We start from the raw sequence: 24,381 nt of genomic DNA, 5'->3' as shown, positions 1-24,381 counted from the left end.
GGTCGGGCGACATGTGCTATTGGCACTTAAGTAACTGAAGGCCAATTGCTGATTCTCAATTATTAGTTTTCCATTCGCCCAATGCCTACCGTTTCGCGGCCTAAACCTTCTTTCCGGGCCAAGCCCAACCGCCCTGAACGCTTCTCCGCTCTGGCCCGCACGCTGTGGGTACTGTTCGGAGCCGGCGTACTGGGCAGTATACTCTACATCCTGGCCGTCAGCATCAACTTCCTGAACCTGTTCGGGAGCATGCCGAACCTCAAAACCCTGGAGAATCCCAAAAGCGAAATTGCCTCCGAGGTCTACTCGGCCGACGGGGCGCTAATGGGAAAATACTTCCGGGAAAACCGGACGCCGGTTGCCTACGAAGAGCTGCCGCAGCAACTCATCGATGCGCTTATTGCCACCGAAGACATCCGCTTCGAAGACCACTCGGGCATTGACCTGAAAGGCATGGCGGCTATTCCCTACTATGCCATCCAGGGCAACGTTCGGCGCGGCTCCAGCACCCTGACGCAGCAATTGGCCAAGCTGCTGTTTCGTACCCGCGAGGACCTGAACGACGGCCGCCTGAACGATGTGCCCGGCCTGCGCATGCTCATCAATAAGACGAAGGAGTGGATTTTGGCGGTGCGGCTGGAGCGCAACTACACCAAGCGCGAAATCCTGCGCATGTACCTCAATACGGCGGAATACGGCTCCAACGCCTACGGGATTTTCACGGCCTCCAAGACCTTCTTCAACAAGAAGCCCCAGAACCTGAAGCTGGAAGAATCGGCGCTGCTGGTGGGCTTGGTCAACGGGCCGTCGTGGTTTAATCCGGTGCGCAACCCCGAGCGCAGCAAGCGCCGCCGCGACTGGGTACTCAGCCAAATGCGCAAGTATGGCTACATCGATGAGCCGGCCTATGCCGCCGCCGTGGCCCGCCCCATCAAGCTCGATTACAAAGTCGAGAACCAAAACGAGGGCATCGCGCCCTACTTCCGGGTGGAGGTCAGCAAAATGCTGCGCGAGTGGGCCAAGGAAACCGACCACGACCTGTACGCCGATGGGCTGAAAATTTACACCACCATCGATTCGCGCATGCAGAAGTATGCCGAAACGGCCGTGGCCGACCACATGAGCCTGCAGCAGCGTTGGTTTGACGCGCACTGGAAGGGTCAGCAGCCCTGGCGCGACGAGAATGGCAAGCTTATTCCGAACTTCCTGAGCACCTCCATCAAGCGTACCGAGCGGTACCGGGCTCTGCAGGCCCGCTTCCCCGACGACCCCGACTCCGTCAAGTACTACCTGAACAAGAAGTACAAGATGAAAGTGTTTACCTGGAAGGGTGGCGAAAAGGAAGTACTCATGTCCCCGATGGACTCCTTGGCCTACTACAAGCGTCTGCTTCACGCCGGGTTTATGGCCATGAATCCGCTCAACGGGCAGGTCAAGGCCTGGGTAGGCGGCATCAACTTCAAGTACATCAAGTACGACCACGTCAAGCAGGGCAAGCGCCAGCCGGGCTCCACGTTCAAGCCCTTCGTGTACGTGGCCGCCATCGACCAAGGGTACTCGCCCTGCTACCAGCGCCCCGACGTGGCCACCACCTTCCCGGCCGTAGCGGGTCGCGCGGCTTACACGCCCAAAAACTTCGAGGGCGGCTTCTCGGGCCGCACTTTCACACTGCGGCAGGCCCTGGCCCGATCCATGAACTCCATCACGGCGTGGCTGGTGCAGAAGCTCGGGCCGGAAACGGTAGTGGCCTACGCCAAGCGCCTGGGCATTACCTCCCCCATCGAAGCGGTGCCCGCCGTGGGCTTCGGGTCCTCTGATGTAAGCATCTACGAGTTGGCCGGCGCCTACAGCACTTTCGTCAACAAAGGTGTATGGACTGCTCCCATGATGGTCACGCGCATCGAAGACAAGAACGGCAACGTGCTCCGGGAATTTGTACCGCAGACCAAGGAAGCACTAAGCGAGGAAACGGCTTACCTGATGACCTATATGATGCGAGGCGCCGTGGAAGAGAAGGGCGGTACCAGCATCATCCTGCGCGGGGGCTTCAAGTTTCCTTATCAGATGGCCGGCAAGACCGGTACCACTTCCAACTACTCCGATGCTTGGTTTATGGGCCTTACGCCCGACTTGGTGTGCGGTATGTGGGTCGGCGGCGAAGACCGCAGCATCCACTTCCGCACCGGGGCGTACGGGCAAGGCTCGCGCCTCGCGCTGCCCATCTACGGCATCTTCATGAAGCAGGTGTACAAGAACAACAAGGAAATCGGCATCAGCACCGGCGAGTTTCCCAAGCCGCAGCAGCCGCTAAGCATCGAAATCGACTGCTCGCGCTACTACGGCGGTCAGCGCGATACGATTCCCTACGAGCAGAAGCTCAATCAGGTAGATCTGCAGGACATAGACCAGGAGGACATCTAGCCGATCTGCGCTCCTGCGGCGGCCCATCGTTCCCGGCCCCGGTTGCTCAGCAGCCGGGGCCGGGCTTTTTGGTGAATGGGTCGTTCGGGTTGAATTCTGCCAACCCCGCCGTTGTTTTGCTAGTTTAATTCCCGAGCTGACTTCGTTTCGTTACCGACTTTTCTATGGCTGCCCAAGCCCACCTGCAAGACCAGATTCGCCAACTGCCGCACCGCCCGGGCATTTACAAGTACTTTGACGTGGAGGATACCATCATCTACGTCGGTAAGGCCGTGGACATCCGGAAGCGCGTCAGCAGCTACTTCACCAAGCAGGACCACAATAAGAAAACCCAGCAGCTGGTCAAGAACATCCACCGCATCGAATTCACCATTGTTGATTCGGAGTCGGACGCCTTCCTGCTGGAAAACAACCTGATCAAGCAACACCAGCCCAAGTACAATATCCTGCTCAAGGATGGAAAGACGTATCCATTCATCTGCATTACCAACGAGCGTTTCCCGCGGGTGCTGCCGACGCGCAACAAGATCAACAACGGTTCGCGCTACTACGGTCCGTACGCCACTGGCACGGGCCTGAACGTCATTCTGGAGCTCATCCGGGCCCTATATCCGCTTCGCACCTGTACGTACAACCTGACGCCCGAAAACGTGGCTGCCGGCAAGTACAAGGTTTGCCTGGAGTACCACATCGGCAATTGTAAGGGTCCTTGCCAGGATCTGATCGACGAGGAAAGCTACAATCACCACATCCAGCAGATCCGCAACATTCTTTCCGGCAACCTCACCGTGGCCAAGGGCTACTTCAAGGACCGTATGATGCAGGCGGCAGCCGACCAGCAGTACGAATTGGCCCACCAGTTTAAGGTCAAGCTCGACAAGCTCGACGACTTTCAGGCGAAGAGCACCATCGTCAATCCTTCGCTGTCCAACATCGACGTATTCAGCATCGCCTCAAACGAGAAGTCGGCGTTCATCAACTACCTCAAAGTGATGAATGGCTCCATCATTCAGACGCAGTCTTTGGAGGTACAGAAGAAGCTGGATGAAACCGACCCGGAAATCCTGGCTCCCATGGTCATGCAATTGCGGCAGGAGTTTGAAAGTGAGTCGCGCGAAATTCTGGTAAATGTGGAGCTGCCCGACCTTCCCTTACCTGGTGTGAAGGTGGCAGTACCTGAAATTGGCGACAAGCGCAAGCTGCTTAACCTCTCGATCAAAAACGTCCTTTACCTGCGCAAGGAGAAGGAGTCGATGAACGAAAAAGCCAAGGATGTCAACGAAGTGCGCATTCTGGAAACGGTAAAGAAGGACCTGCACCTAAAAGAGCTGCCGCGCCACATTGAGTGCTTCGACAACTCAAATTTTCAAGGTGATAATCCGGTAGCTGCTATGGTGTGCTTTCGCAACGCCAAAGCCAGCAAAAAGGACTACCGCCATTTCCACATCAAGACGGTGGTCGGCCCGAACGATTTTGATTCGATGTACGAAATCGTCACCCGCCGCTACCGGCGGCTATTGGATGAAGGCGCGAGCCTGCCTCAGCTCGTCATTGTCGACGGCGGCAAAGGCCAACTGGGCATGGGCGTCAAGGCTCTAAAAGACCTTGGCCTGTGGGGTCAGATTCCCATCATTGGCATTGCCAAGCGCCTGGAGGAAATCTATGTCCCCAACGACCCGCTGCCGCTTTACATCGATAAGAAGAGTGAAACGTTGCGCCTTATCCAGCGCATGCGCGATGAAGCACACCGCTTCGGCATCACATTTCACCGCTCCCGCCGCGACGCGGCCACGCTTAAGACGGAACTCACCGACGTCAAAGGACTAGGCCCGGTGACAGCTGATAAGCTCCTCAACAAGTTTAAGTCGGTAAAAAAGATCAAAGAACTGACCCAGGCCGAACTGGTTGCAGAAATAGGCAAAGCCAAAGCCAAGGTGCTCCTGGACTATTTCAGTTCACAGGAGCAAGGTAAATCGAAAGACTAAGCTTGATCAAATCCGCTAAACAAAAAACCCTTGCCGGTAGTGGCAAGGGTTTTTTTGTTATAGATAATCGTTCGGGACTTCTTAGAAGCTCCAGAGGCTGTACTCGTAGTCGATCAGGTCCGAAGCGGCTTGCGAAGCTGCCAGGATACCTTGACGCTGGTCACCGTAGATTTCGTCCAAGCGCTGGTCGCCGGGGTTCGATACCTTCACGATGTAGGAGTTGAACAGCCACAGCTCGAAAGCATCAGCGAGGTTCTTGTGCTGGGCGTCATTCTGGGGGTTAAACCAGATGGCCTTATCCGGGTTGGCGCGGAAAACGCGCACCAGGTCGCTGTACTTGAACGTACCGATGGGCTTGTCGATACCAGCCGTATTGCCGGGAGCCGTAGCCGGTACCACCAGCGTGATGGTTTTGATGTCGTGATACATTCTCGACCGCTTCTTGTCGAAAATCATATCCTCCTTCAATTCCAGCTGGTACAGATCCTTCGGGCGGTACTCATAGCTCGGCGGCGCAGCAGGCTTGGGAGGGGCAACAGCTACGGTTTCGTAGATGATCTTGCCTTTCTTGTCCTTCAGCGGCTTGCCATTGGCACCCAATTTCGGACGACGTTCGGTTTTAGCAGCCGACTTGGTGCCCGTGGAACCCCACGCGTCACCACCGCCACCGCCCCAGCCACCATCGTCTTCCTTCAGACCGGCTGCTTTCTCCTCGTCCGTGAGTCCTTGGTTTTGTTCAGCGTATGACCCGTTGTTTTTTACCTCATCAGGGCTGTAAGTGGTCGTCAGCGAATCGTTGCGGTAAGCTTGCAGCTCACCCCGCTTCACGGCGTCCATAATCACCCGGGTAATCTCCTTGCCTTCCGAGAACATGGGCTTGTTCTGCTTTTCACGCAGGTCCACCTGACGCCATACCGTCTTGCGGAACATGATGTCAGAGCTCGGAATAGGACGGTAGGAGCCGTTGCTACTAGCCGTAGTAGCTTGTTCCTGAGCCGACGCCGATACCGACAACGTCAGACCAACCGCCAGCGCGGCAAAGGAAGTGTACTTGTTCATGTGAGGGAAAGGAAAAAAGGCAGCTAGTTGGTTCAACAACTGTAAGGATTAGAGCAGCGGCACGTTGAACTGCTTCGTCATGCGCACCTCTTCCTGCTCACCGCGGAAGTTCATGCGACGCACTTCCTTCACCTCGATGTACAGACGGTCACCTTCACGTGCGGCGTTAACCACGTTGGTCAGGTTAGCATCCGGCCCATCGATGGTCATCGTCTGCAGAGCCGGGCGACGGCCGCGTACCAGCGTCACTTCGTAGCGCGTTACACGGTAGCGAGCATCTTCGGGCAGGAAGTTGGCAAAGCCTTGATCCGGTACCGCCTTCAGGCTCAGGTTACGCACGGCCGTAATTGGCGTGCCCTGACGCTCGTTGGCTTCGCGGCCACCGACTACGCACTTAATGTCGGGCTTAGGAATCGGACGCACTTTGAAGGTTTGCGAGCCGATGGCATTGCCACCGCTGCTTACATTCAGAGTTACTTCACCCGAGTTCGGCACGAGCGTTACTTCGCCCAGTTTGCCGCCCTGGATAACCGTGGCACCCGAAGCTGAGAAGCCTGGCTTGTAATTAGCACCCAATGCGGGAACCGATACCGTCAGCTTGTTGCCGCACTTGAAGTACAGTGCCTGCACCGAAGCAGATTGGATTTGCATGACGGGTTTGGTAACCACGTAGGGAACTGTCACCTTGAACGTCGTGTCGCGGCCGTTATTGCGGATGCGCACCGTACCCGTCCAGGTTTTCTTAGCGTTACCCGAAGCATCAAATGCGCCAGGAGTAGCCGTGAACTCAATCTTGCCTTTGCCGTCCGGGCCTACCTGCAACGGCGAGCCATTCAGCGTCATTACCGGCTTCATGCCCGTGGCCGAAGCCGTCAGGAACAGCTCAGCTTTGTACTTGGTACCAGCTGCTACCGTGTTGGATTCGGCGCTGGCGAAAGCTCCGATCTTATCGAAGATGATGGCTTCAGCACCGACTTTCTTCGAAAGCTCCGACAGAGCATCGGATTCGTACTTCAGTACTTCCGCTTCTTTCTGCGACAGCACGGCCAGAGCCGCTACCAGCGGAGTGTTTTCAAAGTTCAGCTCAGCGAAGTTTTTGCTCTTTTGCGACTGTTCGGTTACACCCGGATCTTCCTTGGCGTCCAGCGCCAGAGGAGCGGCATTCGGCACAAAGCCTTTGATGAAGTTCGAGTAGCTGTTCAGCTCGTCCTTCATTTTGTAAGCCAAACCGTTCTTCGAAGGACCAAGCATGGTGATAGCCACCTTGTCCTCCATGCTCATGTTCTTGTATGCGCTACCGCCTTTGGTATTCTCAGTAGCGGCCAGCAGCTTGTCGCGTACATCCTGCAGGTAAGAGATTACCTGCTTGGTTTTCTCACGCACTTCCTCGCCCTGCTTCAGCACTGCCACGTCTTTGGGCAGGTTGCGGTTCTTCTCGACTTGCGCCTGAATGCCTTTTACGGCACCCTCGTTAGCCTTGGACACCTTTTGGTTGATGTTCGACAGGCTGTCGTCGAGGAACTTGAATTTGAGCAGAATTGCGGAGTTTACTTGCAGCGCCAGAAGAGCAGTCAGTACCAAGTACATCATGCCGATCATCTTTTGCCGCGGTGTTTCTTTACCTCCCGCCATTGTTATTGATTCCTAATAAAGAGACCTGGGTGGATGTTGAGAACCAATGCCTGTTACAACCAGCAATTAGCTGGTGGCACGCATAGCGTTCAGCATATTGCCGTACACGCGGTTGAGCGAGTTCAGATTGACCGTCAGCTTGGCCACCTCGTCTTTAAACTGCTCCGTGTCTTTGCCTGCGCTTACCAAGTTTTCCATTGCCTGGCTCAGCGTGCCGTAGAACTTGTTCATGGACTTCAGGTGCGTATTAGCATCCTGCAGTTCCATCTCGTACACCGCATTCAGTGCGCCCAAGTTCTTGGTCACGTTCTGAACCTGCAGGTGGTACTCTTTAGCATCAGAGGTAGCAGCTGACATGGCCGACATGGCTTCCGCGGTCTGTTTGTAGGCCACGTTGATATTATCAAGCGACTGAGCAGCCGAGCGCACGCGCTGGGTGTACTCATCGGTAGCATTAGTAGCGTCGCCTAGAGTACCCAGTTGAGCAGTTGTAGTGCTCAGACGGTTCAGACCTTCACCCAGCGACTTAATAGCGTCGGGGGTTACGTTGGCGTCTTTCAGCATGTCGTCGAGCTTGCGGGTCAGGCCTTTGCTCGAGTTGTCAGCGGCAAACGAATTGCTGTCAGTCGAAGGGTCGTAGCCTTCCGACAGCTGGGGATATACAAGCGCCCAATCCGGCTCCTTGTGCTGCGGCTGGAAGGCGCTCATCAAGAAGATGAAAGCTTCAACGCTAAGCCCCACGATCAACATAATATCGGCCCCCGGCCAGTGCTCAATCTTGAACAATGCCCCAACGATTACGACCGCAGCACCGATGCCGTAAATCATCGGCATGATTTTGTCGTAGAATACGCTCCCTTTAGCTGCCATGATGTGATGAAATGAGAAGAAAGTGGGTGTGAGGGTTGACTAGAGAAAAAGGGAGATGATTCCCCTTGGGTGCTTTACAGGCTGTTATTGGTGCCCATACCAATCTGGATCAGCGCGCAGCGGAAGCCAATGTAAGAGCGGGCCGAATCTTGGTATTCAAAGTTGCGGGTACCGGTTTCGAGGTAGTAAGCAATGTCCTTCCACGATCCGCCGCGTACCACTTTGCGTGGTTCGTTATCGTCGGGGTTGGTCGGGTTCATGTCCCATACTACCGGCATCGACGACTCCATGTAAGCGTCATCGCACCATTCCGATACGTTGCCAGACATGTCGTACAGGCCGAAGTCATTAGGGAAGTACGCCCCTACCGGCGAGGTATAAGCATAACCGTCGGAGGCATAATCCCCACGGCCCGGCTTAAAGTTCGCTAACATGCAGCCTTTAGTGTTGCGCAGGTAAGGACCGCCCCAAGGGAATGTCGCCAACTCACGGCCACCGCGGGCCGCGTACTCCCACTCTGCCTCCGAAGGCAGGCGAAAGCCCGGTACACCAGCAAGTCCTTCTTCTGCAGCTGCCGCGTTCTTGTTCTTCGTGCGCCAGTTGCAGAAATACTTAGCCGCAAACCAGTCAACGCCTACCACCGGGTAATCGTCGAAGGCCGGGTGGCTGTAGTAGTACTCCATCAGCGGGTCACCCATGTGGTAGGTGAAGTCGCGTACCCATACCGTTGTATCGGGATAGAGCTCGGTCATGATATATTCCTGCCCCAGCACGTCAACCGAATCCTGCAGAACGGCGTTCATGAACTGACGGTACTCGTTATTCGTGATTTCCGTCTCGTCCATGTAGAAGCCGGCGATGGTTACCTGCTTGTTCATGTTGACCATCGAAGCAGCAATGTCTTCGTCAGTCTGGCCCATGTGGAACGTGCCACCGGGGCAAGGAACCATCCCGAAGGGAACTTCCTGCGGGTTGAATTCCGGTCGGTCCTGAGCTCCTACCAGGTCACCCTGGGGGCCTTTGCCGAAGCTGCAAGCCCCCAACATCAAGGCCGCGGAGGCGATGAGGGGCAAACCAAGAAACTTGTTCATGTGAGGGTGAAAGTGACTGTTCAGGCGGCGATACCCAAAGATTACAATTTTGCGCTTGGCAAATTTAGCGACAATGCTTTTCGCAAACAAGCATTTGGCTAAACCCCATTCGTTTGTCTACGAATTGGTTAGCCAACCCGTCAAACGCAGAGGGGGCCCGAGTTATTACACGGACGCCAAAATCCTGCTTGCAAAGCTTGGAATCCCTGGAAATTATCGTCGGTTCCGGCTACTTAGAAGCTGTAGCGCGGAGTACGAATGGCAGGGCGCACAGCCAGCCCAGGCTTGGGCAAGCGGTAGGAAAGCATAATCTCATGCGAGCTAAATGCCCGGGCATCCTGATTAAATGCAATCCAATCAAATGCGTAGCCAATCCGCAACGCATTATCTTTCAGCACAGAGCCGCCAAGCATGCCGGTCAGGGATTCGTCGTAACGATAGCCTACGCCACCCCAGAACCGATCGTTAAACGTAGCTCGTAGGCCCGCTTCAAAAGAGTTGTTATCAAACGAAAACTTTTTGCTGTCGCCGAATTTGCCCGGCATCACCAGCTTACCGATAGCCGTAGGCGTCAGAACAACCTCATCCGTCAGATCAAAGTTGTACCCCACGCTGACGTAGGCGTGGTTTTCGGCTGTGCTCTTGGCGGTTTTACCGCCTTCGCGCGTCTGAAACTGAAACTCCGAACGCAAAAGGTTGTTAACGCTAACACCAGCGTACCAACGAGGCGACTCGTACCACACACCAACGCCCGCTTCCACTTTACGGTCGCTGCTATTGTAAGGCACGTTCGGGTCTTCTGGATCGACAGCGCGGTATTGCCCCTTGTTCAGGTTGTGAAAAATCCCTTGTACCCCTAAGCCCAGTGTACCCTCTTCGCCTACTTTGAGGTGCTTGGAATAGGACAAAGACGCCGTGGTAATTTTCGACTCGGCAATGATGTTACGGTAGATGTTTACGCCAACCCCACCACCGATAACGCGAACCGGCAGGGACAGACTTAACATGCCTACCTGCTCATCGCCGTTCGGATCAAAGCCTTTATAGTTAAAGTATTGATTGCGAACCAATGATGTAATTTCTCCCTGCCCCTTGACACCGGCATAGGCAGGGTTTAAATACATGCCATTGAAGGCATAGTGACTGAACTGCGGCTGTTGTTGGGCAACAGCTGAGCCGGCCACTGCTGTGAACAGTAAGGTGGCAAGTAGATTTCCCTTCATAGGAAGCGACTGAGAGGTGGGTGGTTACGGTTGATGGGTGGGTCAGCGTAAGTTTTTCAAATGTATAGAAAAATCAACCCGCAACAAATCCCGTAAAAAAAACAAGTGGCAGGCATAATTATATGCCTGCCACTTGTTTAACGCCTGATTTTCTAGCCTTTATGCTTTCTGCTTATTGTTGCGCGCTTGCTCTTTGGCTATTTCGGCGCCATGGTGGTACCGGATGTACGCTTCAATGGCACCGGTCATAGAAGGAGCGTTAGGCTGAGGAGCTTCGATATCAAGTTCTAAGCCTGCATCGCGCACTGCCTTAGCAGTGGTAGGCCCAAAAGCTGCGATACGCGTGCCTTCCTGCACAAAGTCTGGGAAGTTGATGAAGAGCGAACTGATGCCGGAGGGACTAAAAAATGCCAAGCAATCGTATTTCACATCCGACAGGTCGGACAGGTCGCTGGCGACAGTGCGGTAGATAACAGCTTCGGTGAACTTGAAGCCGTTGGCCCGCATAAACTCGGGAATGTCGTCTTTGCGGATGTCGGAGCAAGGATAGAGAAACTTCTCACCCTTATGCTTTTTGATGACATCGAATAGATCGGCGGCCGTACGCTGCCCGATGAAGAGCTTGCGCTTACGCAGCACAATGTATTTCTGCAAGTAGTTGGCTGTTTGTTCCGAGATACAGAAATACTTCATCTCTGCCGGCATTTCCAGCTTGGCTTCTTGGCAAATGCGAAAGAAGTGGTCTACGGCATTACGGCTGGTAAAAATGATGGCCGTGTGCTCCGCGATGTTAACCTTCTCCTTCCGGAAATCTTTGTAGGAAACCGGTTCGACTTGGATGAATTCGCGAAAATCTACCTTGATGCCGTATTTCTCGGCAATGGCAAAATACGGCGACACGTCGTTGGCCGGCTTAGGCTGCGTCACCAAGATGCTGCGAATGCGCTTGGCGTGCCGACCGGTGCCCGGCTTGTCTGTGCTCTCAGCCATAAGAGAAGGAAAGTAAAAACTAAGCGATACGAAGGGGCACTACAAGTGAGGCCCCTAAAACTAGTGCTTCTCAGTAGGTAATTACCAACAATTTGAGCAGCACGGTCAAGGGGATGATTTCAGTGGCGCAAAGGTAAGAAAACAAATGCAGATTCAGGAGGGAGGCACGCCGGTGCAGCGTACGGGCTACTCGGAAGGCTGTGGCCAGTAACATCAACGAAACCACCCCGTTGGAAAGCCATAACACGCCAGCAGGCCAGGTCTGATTCAACACCAAATACAATAGCATGACGACGGGCAGGAATAAGCCCATAAACAATAAACTACGCACGAACTCTCTGTACTGAACCAAGACCAGTGAGGACACGTTAAAGATGTATCCCATTAAAGAGAGGTATACTACCTTCAGAAAAACGAAGGCTGCTACCAAAATGGCATACGTGAGCACACGTAATACCAAAGCAGATTCGGAGACAGCAAAGAGCTGCCGCAGGATGATCAAGCTTTCCACATTCGTGTGAATGGCAACCATCAAAAGGCCCAACGAAAGCGAAAAGATTAGAATCAGCAGCAGATTAAGCCAGGTAATGGTGGGACGCGACAAGAAATTCTGCTCGCCCGGCGCATTGCTCCAAAGCTCGTAAATACGCGCAAAACCTGGTCGATAGATGGTGCGGATGCCACCGTATAGCAAGCCGATCAACAACAGGAAACACAAAAAGATATTCTCGCCCTCGTGCCCGGAAAGGCGCATTTGTGGCTGCCAGCTTTTAGTGGCCTGAGCAGGACCAGCCTTAACCTGTGCGGCGTTGGCAAAGGAATTATAGTTTGGCGACTGCTCGGCATGCCATACGCACAGCAAATGCGTGGTGTTCTTGGTGCGCGGCGAGACCAAGGCAGCCAAGTCCAGCGTGTAGTTGGCTGTGCTGGGGGCCCGAAATACCAACTGGTTGTCGAGAAACAATGCCAACCCCTCCCGGGCCGCAAACGTGATGCGGAAGGGCTGCCCGGGATGGATATTTACCCACTGGTAATAAGCCCGGGCAGGTGCATGGTATCGCGGCAGGTACAGAACCAGCTTATTATTGCCGGGTACGTAGATCAGCCATTCGCTGCTCAACCCAAGGGGAGCGGCTGGCGGCAATGGGCGGTATTCAACGGCCTGCGCGCTGGAGGCCAGTCCAAGCAGGCATAACCAAACTGCCAGCCAGCAGCAGGCTTTACGAAGCCACCCGCTGTTGGGCGCTACGGCTCCGGTACGTCCCCAGGAATACACTCAGCAGCAACGAAAAAGCGAGCAGCGCCACAATCAGAATGGTATTGCCCTGCTCGGCGAAGTTGATGACAAACAAGACCACCACCAAGTTGAGCAGCGCGAGCAGCAGTACGGTGCTGATCTGCTGGAAGCCCATGGCCAAAATGCGGTGGTGAATGTGGTTTTTATCGGGGGTGAAGGGCGAGGTACCGTTCAGCACCCGGACGGTGAATACGCGAATCGTGTCAAACAGGGGCACAAACAGAATGCCTACTGCCACGGAAGGGTTGGCGGAGTCGAAGGGCAGGTTGGTATGTACGCCCATCTCAATAAACTGAATGGTGAGCACCGATACGATGAAGCCGCACAACAACGACCCGGTGTCGCCCATAAAGATGGTAGCCTTATGAAAGTTGTAGCGTAGAAAGCCCAGCATTCCACCGATTACGCACACCGACACGAACACGTAGTTGCTGAAGGCCTGACCGCCGTAGCGGAAGAAGTAGTAGCCGAATGTGCTGACAATGATGATGACAATGGAGCCCGCCAGCCCGTCCAACCCGTCGATTAGGTTGATGGCGTTGGTGATGCCCGCAATGGCCAAGAACGTAAAGGCGTAGCTGATGCCGATGGGCAGCTCATGAATGCCCATGATGCCCTGAAAGCTGGTAATGCGGATATCGGCCATGAACATGACAATACCGGTAGCCAGCAGCTGCCCCACGAGCTTTTTAGCGGGCGAAATAGACACCAAATCGTCCTTCAGCCCGACAAAGAACAACACGATGCAACCGGCCAGTAGCTGCTGAATACCGTTGCCGAGGTCAGCAAAGATGGTAAGGGCCGACATGAAACCGGCAAAGATGGCGACCCCGCCGAGGCGCGGCGTAAGCACGGCATGCACGGTCCGCTTGTTGGGCAGATCGAGCATGTTCTTCAAATGGGCAATGTAGGTCACGGAGGGCACCGCAAAGAGGGCCACCAGAAACGCCCACAAGAAGGCCAGCCCCAGTTCCACGCCGTTAGGAGTCATATGTCGGTAGTGAGACGGGTAAAGGTACGGAACTACGGGCGAAGCCAGACGACGCTAGCTGTGCAAGATGCCTTCACGGCCCAGCAGGCCAATGGGAATCAGGTTGTCGGGCACGATGGAGTCGGGCACGAAAATGAACTTCTTGTCGAAGATCTGGCTGTCGCGGTAGTAGCTGACCCAGTACTGGTTGTTGAGGTGAAACAGGGCCGGGTCGATGGGCTCCAGGGGCACAGCCGACTGCGGGGCCACCTCCGGGAAGTGGTGGCGCAACGTGGAAGTGCGTACGGCATGGCCTTCGGCATCTAGACCGTAGCCGTTGGAGCTGACAATGACGTTCTGCAGGGCAAAACGGTTATGGTTGAGCAGGTACACGAGCCAGCCGGGCTTACCAGCTTCCACAGCGGCGGCATCCTCAGGTACAATGGCGACGGCTACGCCTTCAACCGGGTCAAAGTTGATGTCTTCTTTCATGCAATGCTGCTTGGGGCAGGGTAGATGAGCTAGCGAACCAGGAAGCAGCCCTTCCGAGGATTATTCAACGATTTCAGCTTCCAGGAGTTTGGCCAGTAGCGGCAGCAGCCGGTCTTCCACTTCGCGCAGCGGTACCTCGCGCCCCAGTTCCTGCGCCAGCGAGGTGACGGCCTTGTCGGTGATGCCGCAGGGCACGATGTGGCCGAAATAGGCCAGGTCGGTGTTGACATTCAGGGCAAAACCATGCATAGTCACCCAGCGGCTGCACTTGACGCCCATGGCGCAGATCTTACGTGGGTTCGGCGCACCCTCCTCGAAGTCCAGCCACACGCCGGTCAGGCCTGCAATACGCCCCGCCGTCAGGCCGTACCCGGCGAGCAGACGGATGACTGCTTCTTCGAGGGTGCGCAGGTACCAGTGGATATCCGGCCGGAAGTTGTCGAGGTCGAGGATGGGGTAGCCGACGAGTTGCCCGGGCCCGTGGTAAGTAATGTCGCCGCCGCGGTTGATGCGGTGGAAGGTGGCGCCGTGGGCTGCCAACCCTGCTTCATCCAGCAGCAAATGCTCGGGCTTCCCACTTTTGCCGAGCGTGTACACCGGCGGGTGCTCACACAGCAGCAAATGGTTAGGCGTTGCTTCAGGAGCCGCGCCGCTGGTTTCAGCCAAGCGGTTGCGGGTTTTGATGGCCACGGTGGCTGCCAGCAACTCTTCCTGCAGGTCCCAGGTGGGCCCGTAGGCCACGCGGCCCAGGCGCTGCACCTGCACGCGGCGGTTGGTAGCCGCTGCTGCGGGAATGGCCACGGGGGCAGGCGCAGCGGCGGGCTGCACGCAGGCGGAGAACAAGTCGATTTCCATAAGCGGGGCAAAATTACGAAACCCTAACCATCGGCGGCGGGCTCGGGTTGGGTGGGCAGCTAAGCTGGCCTAGGCTGGGTGTGCTTGCAGGCGGGTCGTTGCGCCAAAAGCAGTAGTTTCTGCCGCTGTACCTTGCTGCTTATGCACTCCCCTACCCTTGGCGCCGCCGGTGAGCAAGCCGCTGTCGACTTTTACCAGGCCCGCCGCTGCACGGTGGCTGCGCGCAATTTCCGCCACGGCCGCGCCGAGGTTGATCTGATTGTGCAGGAGGCCGCCCCGCCGCGCCTGATCTTCGTGGAAGTAAAGGTGCGCACTGATTTACGCTACGGCTACCCGGAGGAGTTTGTCACGCCGGCCCAGCAGCAACGCATCCGGCGGGCCGCCGAGCAGTTCATCATCCTCCGCGACTGGCAAGGCGACATTCGCTTCGATATCCTGGCGCTGACGCCCAACTCCCAAGGCTTTCGGATTGAGCTGTTCGAGGATGCGTTTTAGGAAATGCGCGGAAGGTAAAATGTGGACAACGGGAGAATACCAGCGGCATTTTCACATTGCCCACATTTTACCTTCCGCCCATTAACAATCAGTTCCGTCTCGGCTGAGCCGTGCTGCGCGCGTCGGCTTCGCGCTTGTCGAGCTTGTCCTTTTCGTAGATGAGGACACCGTTGCGGTTATACTCCTTGACTAGCACGGGCTCTGTTTCCGGCTCGTACCCGGATTCGCCGTACTCGTATTCGTAGTGCCGGCGGTTGCGGAACCCCCAGTACTTGGTCCAAGTACCCACTTTGCGGCCATTCTCAAACTGGCCCGACCAATCGGGCTGGCCGTCGTTTTTGAAGCTGATGTACTCGCCCTCGAGCTTGCCATCCATGTAGGGCACCACTTCCTTGATCATGGTGTGGCCGCCGTCGTAATAGCTGATGTTGGCGTCGCGCGGGAAGCCCTGCTCGTAGTGCACCTTGCTGAGCAGAATGTTATCCTTGTTGAACCGCTCCCAGCGCAGGTGCTTGGTGCCGATGTAGTAAAACCCGGTTTCCACCACCTTGCCGCCCTGCATCTTTTTGTAGGGTCCGTGCAGCACCTTGTACTTGCTCAGGTCGATTTCGGCCATGGTCGCCGTCTTCTCCAAACGTTTTTTGGCCGGATTAAACAGCCATTTCATCGGGGCGTAAGGATTGGGCTGCTTGGGTGTCTTCAGGTAGTAAAACACCTCAATGATCTGATTGCGGCTCTTAGCGCCCGATTTGGTGTAGCCTTTCTTGATCCGCTCCCCCATGAAGATGCTTTTCTTCTTCTTGGTGGTAGCCTTGCGCTGAGCGGCCTTCTCCTTTTCCAGGGCTTTGCGCTCTTCCTCCTTGCTCAGCTTCTTGGCTGTGCTTAGCGAAGGCGCGTTGGTCGTATCGCGGGCAATGCCGACGGTGTCGCGGCCCGCGGCCAAAAGCTTGACCTCGGGCTTGCTGTTGAAGGAAACCGTTTTCTTGGCGCAGGCACCGAGCAGCATGAGCGGCAGCAGCAACAGCGTGGGCGACAGACGGAACGGACGCATTAGCAAATCAGGCAGGGTTCTGGGGAGCGAAACGTAAATATAGGGCTGGATAGTGCCCGGCGGTGAGATGGAGAAATAGTGAACTGGCGAGTTGACGTTCGATAAATCCTAAATGCGCAAACGGTCCCGGCAACCAAAGCTGCCGGGACCGTCCACTTCACTTTGGTGCTGAAGAGTGCCGTAAAAACGCCACTACCCATTCCACCAATTCCCTATTTACCGCTTACTCGGCGGCCAGCAGCTCGGCGCTGCGCTTCACGAACTGCGTCAGGGCCTCGCCCTTCAGCATGCCTTGGGCCAGCAAGGCCAGGTCGAAGGCCTGCTTGGCCAGCTTGGTGGCCGCCTCGTCGTCGGCCTTGAGCACACGCTGGGCCACGGCGCTGTTGGCGTTGACGCTTACGGTATAGCTATCGGGCAACGAGCCGAACATAGCCATGCCGCCGCCACCACCCACGCGCTGCATGTCCTTCATGCGGCGCATGAATTCGGGCAGGGTGATGATGACCGGCGCGTCCTGGGGCGAGAGGGCCTCTACCTGCACGTGCATGGTGGGGTTGCTAATGGCCTTGGCAAACAGCTCCTGCAGCTTGGTTTTCTCGTCATCCGACAGCACGCTCTCGGTCGTCTCTTCCTTTTCAATGAGCTTGCTGATGGTTTCGGCGTCCACGCGCTTAAAGGTGGTTTTCTCCAACTTCTGCTCCAGCTGTCCGATGAAGTGGGAGTCGAGCGGACCGTTGAAGTTCAGCACATCGTAGCCGCGCTCCTGGGCCGCCACCACGTAGGCGTGCTGGGCTTCGGCGTCGGTGGTGTAGAGCAGCACGGTCTGGCCGTTCTTGTCCACCTGGTTGGCCTGCACCAGCTCCTTGTACTCATTCAGGGTCGAGAACTTCTTGTCGACGTTCTGCAGCAGGGCGAAGTCCTTGGCGCGGTCGTAGAACTTCTCGTCCGATAGCATGCCGTACTTGATGAACAGGCCGATGTCCGACCACTTCTCCTCGAACGACGCGCGGTCCTTGCGGAAGATTTCGGCCAGCTTGTCGGCCACCTTCTTCGTCACGTACTGATTGATTTTCCGCACGTTGGCATCGGCCTGCAGGAAGCTGCGCGACACGTTCAGCGGAATATCGGGCGAATCGAGCACGCCGTGGAGCAGCATCAGGAATTCGGGCACCACGTCCTTCACCTCGTCGGTGATAAACACCTGGCGCGAGTAGAGCTGAATCTTGTTGCGCTGCAGCTGCAGCTCGTCCTTCACCTTCGGGAAGTACAGGATGCCCGTCAGGTTGAAGGGGTAGTCCACATTGAGGTGAATCCAGAACAGCGGCGGCTCCGAGAACGGGTACAGCGTCTGGTAGAAGTTGGTGTAGTCCTCGTCGGTGAGGTCAGCGGGCTGCTTGGTCCAAAGCGGCTGCGTCTGGTTGATGATCTGGCCTTCGAACTCGATTTCGACGGGCAGAAACTTGCAGTACTTCTCCAGGATGCCGCGCAGGCGCTGGGGCTCCAAGAACTCGTCGGAATCCTCGGCCACGTGCAGCACCACGTCGGTGCCGCGCTCGGCCTTGTCGGTGGTTTCGAGGGTAAACTCGGTGCTACCGTCGCAGATCCAGCGGGCCGCTTCGGTGTCGGGCTTGTAGCTCTTGGAGAAGATTTCCACCTCCTTAGCCACCATGAAGGCCGAGTAGAAGCCCAGGCCGAACTGCCCGATAATCTGATCTTTCGCGGCAGCGTCCTTGTCCTTGTACTTCTCCACGAACTCGGTGGCCCCGGAGAAGGCAATCTGGTTGATGTACTTCTTAATCTCCTCCGCGGTCATGCCGATGCCGCGGTCCGACACCGTGATGGTGCGTTTGTCCTTGTCGACGCTGACCGTCACTTTCAGCTCCCCGGCTTCGCCCTGATACTCGCCCAGCTGCGCAAGGCTTTTCAGCTTCTGCGTGGCATCGACGGCGTTCGAGACCAGTTCCCGGAGGAAAATCTCGTGGTCGGAGTACAGGAATTTCTTGATGATGGGGAAGATATTCTCGGTGTGAATCGAGATGCTGCCGGTTTCCTGCATGGCGGGTACGGGTAGAAAAGTAGAACGTGGAACAGACAAAACGGCCCGGCCGCCCTGGGAGCAGCCGGGCCGGGGCACCGGAGTCAAATCGTGTTCCACTTAGCACAGGCGGGTCCGGCGCTGCCAGCCTGACAGGCTTCGACGCTTCGGCAAGGTAGATGCCGGCCAAAAATGCCGCTTACGCCCTCCTGCTTAGGCGCTCAGCAGCGCCGGGAAAGGAGTAGCCGCTACGGAAGTCGGGTTGATGAGCCATTCGAAAGCCGCGGGCGCATCAGCAAAGAATTGCACCTCAAAGCCCAGCCGACCGCCGTAGCTGTGCAGCAGGCTTTCGACGGTCAGCTGGTTGTACACGTTAGGGCTGAGTACCAGCGCCAGCTGCCGCAGCGCCGTGAGCGGCGCCACGCTCGGCACCAGCTCGTCGCTGATCCACGCCTGCTCTTCCAAGCCCAGATTGGGCAAGTCGTTCAGATCCACGATCCAAGATTCCACGTGGTACTGCCGCAGCCAGCCTTGCACATACTCCGCGGCCGCTTGGAAGCGGTGCATGTTGTAGTGCCCACGCCAACGGTGATACAGCAGGCGCAGGTTGGGGTCGTGAAACAAGACCAGCGAGTCGAAATAAGGCGTGTTCATCAGCCGAGAACAATAAAGGTTAACGACACGAAGAAAAAGTCGTGCCGATTCCGATGCTCAACTAATTGACTAACAACCGCTGGTGCTGGCCCAACGCCCAGACTTGCTGGCCGAAGGCTGCTTTAGATAAACAACGTTTCGGAAGGGGGCGCCGGGGGAGTGTTCTGGCGGGGGCGAAACTGGCGGGCCAGTTGGTAAAGGGTGCGGAGTAGCAGACGTTTCATGGGTGGGAATGGGTAAGGTGACGGGAACAAACTCCTTCCTGATACGCACGAGCCCCGGTCCGGCGTTGCCGCTGCAACCATTCGGCGGGGAGCGTGTTTTTTTACTTCCGCTTGGCCGAGTTCCGGTAATATTCGTACTTGGCCCCACCTAAGCCTCCCCGATGCGCGCATTTCGCACCCATATAGCCACCTTCCTGCTGCTCTGCTTCGTGCGGGTGCTGCTGCCGGAGTCGGCTATTCTGGCGTTGCACCGCCACGAGCACACGGAGAAGGAGGAAGCGCATCTGCCCCGGCACCGCGGCGACAAAGCCGTGCTGACCACCAAGCACCAGCACTGCCCCGTCGACCACCTGTTCGACGTGCCGTTCCAGCCCTCGGCGGAACTCACCCTCGAGCCGGTGGTGTACACGTATGCGCAGCCCGAGGGCGATGCGCGGCAGTCGGTGTGGGCCGGTACTGCGCCGGGCACGGCGCGCCTGCGCGGGCCACCGGCCCAAGCTTGAGTTCTGGTAAGTCCGGCTGCGCCCAAGCGTAGTCCGGGCCACGTCGGCTGCAACGCCCGGAGCACCGCGTCTCCGCGCCCCTGAGAGCAGCCGGCTTACTCTCAAGCTGTTTTCCTCATTTTCATGCGTTTCCGCCTTGCGGCGGTCCTGCTGTGGGCGGGGCTGTGCTGGGGTGTAGCCGTTTCGGCGGTTGCCCAGAGCACGTGCCTGCTGCCCTTGGCGGGCCGCGTCACGGACCATGAATCGGGCGAGGGGCTGGCCGGAGCCACGGTGGTATTGCTGCCGGGCCAGGAAGCCACCCAAGCCGATTCGGAGGGCCATTTCCATTTCCACGTCTGTGCTGGCACGTACCGCGTGCAGGTTCATTTCCTTGGCTACCACGCGGAGGAGGCGGAGCTGCGCGTCACGGGTGCGGCGGTGCGCAACTTTGCCCTGCACCCCGAAACCATTCGGCTGCGGGGGGCGGTGGTGCAGGCCGAGCGCGTAGTAACGCCGCTGCCGCAGGCCACCGGTACGCTCTCGGGACAGGCCTTGCAGGCGACGCGCGGCCAAGTCCTGGGCGAAGCGCTGCAGCGGATTGCCGGCGTCGCCGCTATTCAAACCGGGCCCAGCGTGTTCAAGCCGGTGATTCACGGGCTGCACTCCAACCGGGTGGCCATCATGAACAACGGTGTGCGCCAGGAAGGCCAGCAGTGGGGCCAGGAGCACGGGCCCGAAATTGATCCGTTCATCGCCTCCGAGCTGACCGTGGTGAAAGGCGCCGCCGGCGTGCGTTACGGCTCCGACGCGGTAGGCGGGGTGGTGCTGGTACAGCCCCGCCCCCTGCGCGACTCGGCCGGCGTGGGCGCCGAGCTCAACCTCGTGGGCATGTCAAACAACGGGCTGGGTGCGGCTTCGGCAACGGTGGAGGGCAACCTGCGCCAGTTGCCGGCGCTGAGCTGGCGCGCCCAAGGCACCCTGAAGCAGGCCGGCAACACCCGCACGCCCGACTACTGGCTGGACAACACGGCTTTCCGGGAACGAAATTTTTCGGCGGCTGCCGGCTGGCGCAAGCCGCAATACGGGCTGGAAGCCTTTTACAGCCACTTCAGCTCCCGCATGGGCATCCTGAGCGCGGCGGTAGTGGGAACCCAGGCCGATCTGCAGGCCGCCATCAGCCGGGGTCGGCCGGTGGGCAACGGCTCGTTCGGCTACGCCATCGGGCGGCCGTACCAGCAGATCCGGCACGATCTGGCTAAGCTAACGGGCTTCGTAAAAACCGGCCGCGGCAGCCGGTTGACGGCTACCGTGGCCCAGCAGCAGGACTACCGCGACGAATATGACGTGGTGCGTGCCAGCAGCGCGGCGGGCCGCCAAAACCGTCCGCAGCTCAGCTACCAGAACTACACCACCACGGCCGATGTGGTGTGGGAGCACCCGCATTGGGGAAACTTTTCGGGCAGCGTGGGGCTGAGCGGCACGTACCAGCGCAACCGGTACGCGCCGGGCAGCCGGCAGTTTATTCCGTTCTACACCAACACCGTAGGCGGGGCGTTTCTCATCGAGCAGTGGCAGCGCGGCCGCGTGCTGCTGGAGGCGGGTCTGCGCCTGGACCGCCGCGACCTGCAAACGCGCCGCCTGGCCCGGCAGGTAACCGACGATACGCTGCGCTACTTGGTGGACCGGCAGCGCTACCGCTACTGGACGCCGGCGGCCTCGGCCGGAGCGGTGTTCGAGGCCGGAGCCCACGTGACGCTGCGGGCCGATGCCGGGCTGGTGCGGCGCGCACCGGCGGCCAATGAGCGGCTGGCGCAGGGCCTGCACAACGCCATCTACGAGGAGGGCTACGACCTGAGCCGGCCCGCCGGCACGCCTCCTCTTAGCCCCGAAACTTCCTACAACCTGGGGCTGACCGCCACGCTGCACGCCAACCCACGCCTAAACGGGGAGCTGACCGTGTACCAGAACTTCATCGACGGCTACATCTACCAGGTGGTCGGTGGGGACTACCAGACGGTGCAGGGCGTGTTTCCGCTCTGGCGGACCCAGCAGACCGACGCCGTGTTTCGGGGCGTCGACCTGCTGGTGACCTACGCGCCGGCCCCGCGCTGGCTGCTGACGGGCCGCGCCGCGGCGGTCCGGGCCCGCAACCTGGCCATCAACGATTACCTAGTCTTCGTGCCCGCCGACCGCCTGGAGGCTTCGGCGCGGCGCAGCTGGACTGGCAATACCCGTTTTGCCCAGCCTTTTGCGCAGCTGGGCGTGACGGCTGTGCGGCGCCAGACCCGGGTGCCCGCCGCCGAGTACGACCTGCAGCCCGCTCCGGCCGGCTACGCCCTGCTCGGCGCTGAGCTGGGCACGACGCTGCGCCTGGGCGCCGTGCCGCTGGAGCTGAGCCTGACCGGCTCCAACCTGCTCAACACCCGCTACCGGGAGTACTTGAACCGCTTCCGCTACTTCGCCCACGACCAGGGCCGCAACGTGACGTTGCGCCTGCGCGTGCCGCTGAACTTCAGCCGGACCGCGCCTACCAACTGATTTCTCATTCAACATTTTTCCAACCCCACACTTCATGAAAAAGCCTTTGTTTCGTCCCTTCCTGGCAGCCTTGTTGCTCGCTACGCCTATGGTCTTCCTTGCCGGCTGCGGCAACGACGACGACGACCCCGAGCCCGAAGAGGAGAACGAGCTGATCACCACCGTGCGCTACACGCTCACGCCTGCCGGCGGCGGCACGCCCGTAATCGTAGAGTACAAAGACCTGGACGGCGCCGGCGGCAACGCGCCCACCATTGGTTCGCTCACGCTGGCGGCCAATACCACCTACACCGGAGCAGTAGCCTTTCTCGACGAATCGAAGACGCCGGCGGCCAACATCACCGCCGAAGTTAGCGCCGAGGCCAATGAGCACCTAGTGGTGTACGTGCCCGCGCCGGCCAACCTGCTCACCATCACGCGCACCGACCGCGACGGGAACAACCGCGAGTTGGGCCTCGCCACGCGCGTGGTAACCACCGCCGCTGCCACGGGCACGCTCAAGGTCACTCTGAAGCACCAGCCCGGCACCAAAAACGGCCAACCCGAGCCCGGCTCCACCGACGCCGAGGTGACGTTCCCCGTGACGGTGCGGTAACCCCCCGCCAATGCTGCTCCCCGCTTGGGGCGGCTTCCGCAGAGCACTGCGGAGGCCGCCCTGGGCGAAGCCTTGCCCACGTGTTTTTGCTTCTCTTCTTCGCAAAGTTCAGTTCTGCGCTATGAAAAACCTCAACTTGGTACCGCTGGCCGCAGCCCTGCTGGCCATCAGCTTCACGTCCTGTGACAAAAACAAAACGGAGCCGGCCAAGCCGGAAACGGAAAACAGTTTCGTACGCCTGCTCATCACCGACAAAACAACCAACGCCGTGACGCTGTTGAACCCGGCCAAAAACGAGCAAACCGCTTTCCAGGCTACCCACGGGGGTAGCGCGGTTTACCCGACGGGTACCGGCCGATGGGCGGCCGTGGCCAACGCCACGAACCACCTCGTGGAATTCTTCGATACGGGCATCGATCGGCACGATGACCATGTGCACGTAGTAGGTACACCCAAATGGGGCCTGACCAAAGCCACGGCCCGGACCCCCTCGCACGTGTACGCCTCGCATAACCAGGTGAGCATCTTTCACGACGGCGACGCCTCCATCAGCCACGTGGCCGAAGACCAGCTCCACGCGGCCGCCGCGCCGCGCAACTTCGTGACCGGCAACGCCCATCACGGCGCCATGATTCTGTTCGACAACGGCAACTACGCCGTCACCCATAAAAACAACACGGTGAGCGGCAGCCTGCCCGAGCAGGTTAAAATCGTCACGACCCAGGGAACCCTGGTACACGCCCCAACCATTGCCACCCAAGGCATCCACGGCGACGCCGGCGACGGCCAGCAAGCCCTGTTCGGCTCGCCCAACGGCGTGCTGCTGGTAAAGCAGAACGGCGAGCAACGCCTGATTCCGTATCCGGCCGGGGCGGGCAGCAATTGGCTGTCGACCATTTACTACGCCAAGAAGGCGCGCACCTTCCTTGGTTCGCGCAACGGCTACGGGCTCTTCCGCATCGACCCGGCCGCCGGCACCATGACGCAGGTGGGCTCAACGGCCCGCTTTGTGCGGGCCGCTCTGGATGCAGAAGGCGAGACCGTGCTCGTGCTGGGCGAAGACGGGCAGCTGACCGTGTACGACGCGGCTACCGGTGCCCGCCGCGCCAGCCGCTCGCTCAGCGGAATCCTCGACGCAGCCGCCGCCACGCCCCACCTGGCGGCCAGCCGGCACTACGTGTACGTGACCAATGCCCCGCAGGGCAAGGTGCACATGCTCAAGAAGGAAGACCTCAGCGACAAAAGCACCTTTGCCGTCAGCGGGGCCCCGCTGCGCCTAGCATTGGTCGGCGCGGATGTAGACGAGGAGGACGGCCACTAAGCGTCCTGCCTGCGGCGCGGCCGCTTGCTGCGGTGGCGCCGCGCCGCAGGTTGTTGGCGCTGACGAGCCGCCGACCATTCACGAGTTTGCCTCCATTTGGT

General features: G+C 58.3%; 20 protein-coding genes. 7 read left to right on the top strand and 13 right to left on the bottom strand.

Annotated elements, in window-relative coordinates:
• The first annotated feature begins 81 nt into the window (after positions 1-81).
• Together ACYVKQ_RS05730 and uvrC are read left to right on the top strand one after the other, a co-directional pair.
• Positions 82-2,421, top strand: coding sequence for a penicillin-binding protein 1A (locus ACYVKQ_RS05730; RefSeq protein ID WP_460576547.1), 2,340 nt, complete (start codon positions 82-84; stop codon positions 2,419-2,421).
• A gap of 164 nt (positions 2,422-2,585) precedes the next feature.
• Positions 2,586-4,406 carry an excinuclease ABC subunit UvrC gene (uvrC, locus tag ACYVKQ_RS05725; protein WP_460576545.1) on the top strand — a complete coding sequence of 607 codons (1,821 nt, stop codon included), beginning with the start codon at positions 2,586-2,588 and terminating at the stop codon, positions 4,404-4,406.
• A gap of 81 nt (positions 4,407-4,487) precedes the next feature.
• On the opposite strand, the gene porN is transcribed toward uvrC, so the two are convergent.
• From porN to lipB, 10 genes are all read right to left on the bottom strand, one after another.
• Positions 4,488-5,465, bottom strand: a complete 978-nt coding sequence (gene porN, locus ACYVKQ_RS05720; protein WP_460576543.1) for a type IX secretion system ring subunit PorN/GldN — start codon at positions 5,463-5,465, stop codon at positions 4,488-4,490.
• Positions 5,466-5,513: 48 nt separating this feature from the next.
• Positions 5,514-7,097, bottom strand: coding sequence for a type IX secretion system motor protein PorM/GldM (porM, locus tag ACYVKQ_RS05715; protein ID WP_460576541.1), 1,584 nt, complete (start codon positions 7,095-7,097; stop codon positions 5,514-5,516).
• Between the two features lie 66 nt (positions 7,098-7,163).
• Positions 7,164-7,967, bottom strand: coding sequence for a type IX secretion system motor protein PorL/GldL (porL, locus tag ACYVKQ_RS05710; protein ID WP_460576540.1), 804 nt, complete (start codon positions 7,965-7,967; stop codon positions 7,164-7,166).
• Between the two features lie 74 nt (positions 7,968-8,041).
• Positions 8,042-9,058, bottom strand: coding sequence for a T9SS ring complex lipoprotein PorK/GldK (porK, locus tag ACYVKQ_RS05705; RefSeq protein ID WP_460576538.1), 1,017 nt, complete (start codon positions 9,056-9,058; stop codon positions 8,042-8,044).
• A 233-nt stretch (positions 9,059-9,291) separates the two neighbouring features.
• Positions 9,292-10,281, bottom strand: a complete 990-nt coding sequence (locus ACYVKQ_RS05700; protein ID WP_460576536.1) for a PorP/SprF family type IX secretion system membrane protein — start codon at positions 10,279-10,281, stop codon at positions 9,292-9,294.
• Positions 10,282-10,440: 159 nt separating this feature from the next.
• The gene (locus tag ACYVKQ_RS05695) at positions 10,441-11,271 is read right to left on the bottom strand and encodes a uroporphyrinogen-III synthase (protein ID WP_460576534.1); all 831 of its coding nucleotides are present in this window, start codon (positions 11,269-11,271) and stop codon (positions 10,441-10,443) included.
• Between the two features lie 70 nt (positions 11,272-11,341).
• Complete coding sequence (locus ACYVKQ_RS05690) at positions 11,342-12,415, bottom strand: DUF4271 domain-containing protein (protein WP_460576532.1); 1,074 nt, start codon at positions 12,413-12,415, stop codon at positions 11,342-11,344.
• 76 nt (positions 12,416-12,491) lie between these two features.
• A complete protein-coding gene (locus ACYVKQ_RS05685) occupies positions 12,492-13,559 on the bottom strand; it encodes an MraY family glycosyltransferase (protein ID WP_460576530.1) in 1,068 nt (355 codons plus the stop codon).
• 54 nt (positions 13,560-13,613) lie between these two features.
• Positions 13,614-14,030: a hypothetical protein gene (locus ACYVKQ_RS05680; RefSeq protein ID WP_460576528.1), complete on the bottom strand. Its 417-nt coding sequence runs from the start codon at positions 14,028-14,030 to the stop codon at positions 13,614-13,616.
• Positions 14,031-14,090: 60 nt separating this feature from the next.
• On the bottom strand, positions 14,091-14,885 hold the full coding sequence (lipB, locus tag ACYVKQ_RS05675; RefSeq protein ID WP_460576526.1) for a lipoyl(octanoyl) transferase LipB: 795 nt from the start codon (positions 14,883-14,885) through the stop codon (positions 14,091-14,093).
• Between the two features lie 141 nt (positions 14,886-15,026).
• On the opposite strand from lipB, the gene ACYVKQ_RS05670 reads away from it, so the two are divergent.
• On the top strand, positions 15,027-15,380 hold the full coding sequence (locus ACYVKQ_RS05670; protein WP_460576524.1) for a YraN family protein: 354 nt from the start codon (positions 15,027-15,029) through the stop codon (positions 15,378-15,380).
• Positions 15,381-15,468: 88 nt separating this feature from the next.
• On the opposite strand, the gene ACYVKQ_RS05665 is transcribed toward ACYVKQ_RS05670, so the two are convergent.
• From ACYVKQ_RS05665 to ACYVKQ_RS05655, 3 genes are all read right to left on the bottom strand, one after another.
• Entirely contained in the window at positions 15,469-16,431 is a 963-nt protein-coding gene (locus ACYVKQ_RS05665; RefSeq protein ID WP_460576522.1) for a toxin-antitoxin system YwqK family antitoxin, read from the bottom strand.
• A gap of 223 nt (positions 16,432-16,654) precedes the next feature.
• A complete protein-coding gene (gene htpG, locus ACYVKQ_RS05660; protein ID WP_460576520.1) occupies positions 16,655-18,487 on the bottom strand; it encodes a heat shock protein Hsp90 family protein in 1,833 nt (610 codons plus the stop codon).
• Positions 18,488-18,679: 192 nt separating this feature from the next.
• Complete coding sequence (locus ACYVKQ_RS05655) at positions 18,680-19,120, bottom strand: hypothetical protein (RefSeq protein ID WP_460576519.1); 441 nt, start codon at positions 19,118-19,120, stop codon at positions 18,680-18,682.
• A gap of 385 nt (positions 19,121-19,505) precedes the next feature.
• Between ACYVKQ_RS05655 and ACYVKQ_RS05650 the strand changes: the two genes are divergently transcribed.
• The 4 genes from ACYVKQ_RS05650 to ACYVKQ_RS05635 all read left to right on the top strand — a co-directional run bounded on the left by ACYVKQ_RS05650 (position 19,506) and on the right by ACYVKQ_RS05635 (position 24,280).
• On the top strand, positions 19,506-19,847 hold the full coding sequence (locus ACYVKQ_RS05650) for a hypothetical protein (RefSeq protein ID WP_460576518.1): 342 nt from the start codon (positions 19,506-19,508) through the stop codon (positions 19,845-19,847).
• Positions 19,848-19,970: 123 nt separating this feature from the next.
• Positions 19,971-22,364 (top strand): TonB-dependent receptor, encoded by a 2,394-nt coding sequence (locus tag ACYVKQ_RS05645; protein ID WP_460576516.1) that lies wholly within the window; start codon positions 19,971-19,973, stop codon positions 22,362-22,364.
• Between the two features lie 34 nt (positions 22,365-22,398).
• The gene (locus tag ACYVKQ_RS05640; protein WP_460576514.1) at positions 22,399-22,959 is read left to right on the top strand and encodes a hypothetical protein; all 561 of its coding nucleotides are present in this window, start codon (positions 22,399-22,401) and stop codon (positions 22,957-22,959) included.
• Positions 22,960-23,080: 121 nt separating this feature from the next.
• Positions 23,081-24,280: a hypothetical protein gene (locus ACYVKQ_RS05635; protein ID WP_460576513.1), complete on the top strand. Its 1,200-nt coding sequence runs from the start codon at positions 23,081-23,083 to the stop codon at positions 24,278-24,280.
• Positions 24,281-24,381: the final 101 nt, after the last annotated feature.

The organism is Hymenobacter coalescens (assembly GCF_054783195.1).
The sequence above is the reverse complement of the archived record's forward strand: the minus strand, read 5'-3'. Positions and strand labels throughout refer to the sequence as shown.

Bases quoted from the DNA above. Each gene is read 5' to 3' on its own strand.
- porN (WP_460576543.1), bottom strand. From the start codon at position 5,465: ATGAACAAGTACACTTCCTTTGCCGCGCTGGCGGTTGGTCTGACGTTG.
- ACYVKQ_RS05635 (WP_460576513.1), top strand. From the start codon at position 23,081: ATGAAAAACCTCAACTTGGTACCGCTGGCCGCAGCCCTGCTGGCCATC.
- porL (WP_460576540.1), bottom strand. From the start codon at position 7,967: ATGGCAGCTAAAGGGAGCGTATTCTACGACAAAATCATGCCGATGATT.
- ACYVKQ_RS05695 (WP_460576534.1), bottom strand. From the start codon at position 11,271: ATGGCTGAGAGCACAGACAAGCCGGGCACCGGTCGGCACGCCAAGCGC.
- uvrC (WP_460576545.1), top strand. From the start codon at position 2,586: ATGGCTGCCCAAGCCCACCTGCAAGACCAGATTCGCCAACTGCCGCAC.
- ACYVKQ_RS05640 (WP_460576514.1), top strand. From the start codon at position 22,399: ATGAAAAAGCCTTTGTTTCGTCCCTTCCTGGCAGCCTTGTTGCTCGCT.
- lipB (WP_460576526.1), bottom strand. From the start codon at position 14,885: ATGGAAATCGACTTGTTCTCCGCCTGCGTGCAGCCCGCCGCTGCGCCT.
- ACYVKQ_RS05680 (WP_460576528.1), bottom strand. From the start codon at position 14,030: ATGAAAGAAGACATCAACTTTGACCCGGTTGAAGGCGTAGCCGTCGCC.
- ACYVKQ_RS05665 (WP_460576522.1), bottom strand. From the start codon at position 16,431: ATGCGTCCGTTCCGTCTGTCGCCCACGCTGTTGCTGCTGCCGCTCATG.
- ACYVKQ_RS05645 (WP_460576516.1), top strand. From the start codon at position 19,971: ATGCGTTTCCGCCTTGCGGCGGTCCTGCTGTGGGCGGGGCTGTGCTGG.
- htpG (WP_460576520.1), bottom strand. From the start codon at position 18,487: ATGCAGGAAACCGGCAGCATCTCGATTCACACCGAGAATATCTTCCCC.
- porM (WP_460576541.1), bottom strand. From the start codon at position 7,097: ATGGCGGGAGGTAAAGAAACACCGCGGCAAAAGATGATCGGCATGATG.
- ACYVKQ_RS05650 (WP_460576518.1), top strand. From the start codon at position 19,506: ATGCGCGCATTTCGCACCCATATAGCCACCTTCCTGCTGCTCTGCTTC.
- porK (WP_460576538.1), bottom strand. From the start codon at position 9,058: ATGAACAAGTTTCTTGGTTTGCCCCTCATCGCCTCCGCGGCCTTGATG.
- ACYVKQ_RS05730 (WP_460576547.1), top strand. From the start codon at position 82: ATGCCTACCGTTTCGCGGCCTAAACCTTCTTTCCGGGCCAAGCCCAAC.
- ACYVKQ_RS05685 (WP_460576530.1), bottom strand. From the start codon at position 13,559: ATGACTCCTAACGGCGTGGAACTGGGGCTGGCCTTCTTGTGGGCGTTT.
- ACYVKQ_RS05655 (WP_460576519.1), bottom strand. From the start codon at position 19,120: ATGAACACGCCTTATTTCGACTCGCTGGTCTTGTTTCACGACCCCAAC.
- ACYVKQ_RS05700 (WP_460576536.1), bottom strand. From the start codon at position 10,281: ATGAAGGGAAATCTACTTGCCACCTTACTGTTCACAGCAGTGGCCGGC.
- ACYVKQ_RS05670 (WP_460576524.1), top strand. From the start codon at position 15,027: ATGCACTCCCCTACCCTTGGCGCCGCCGGTGAGCAAGCCGCTGTCGAC.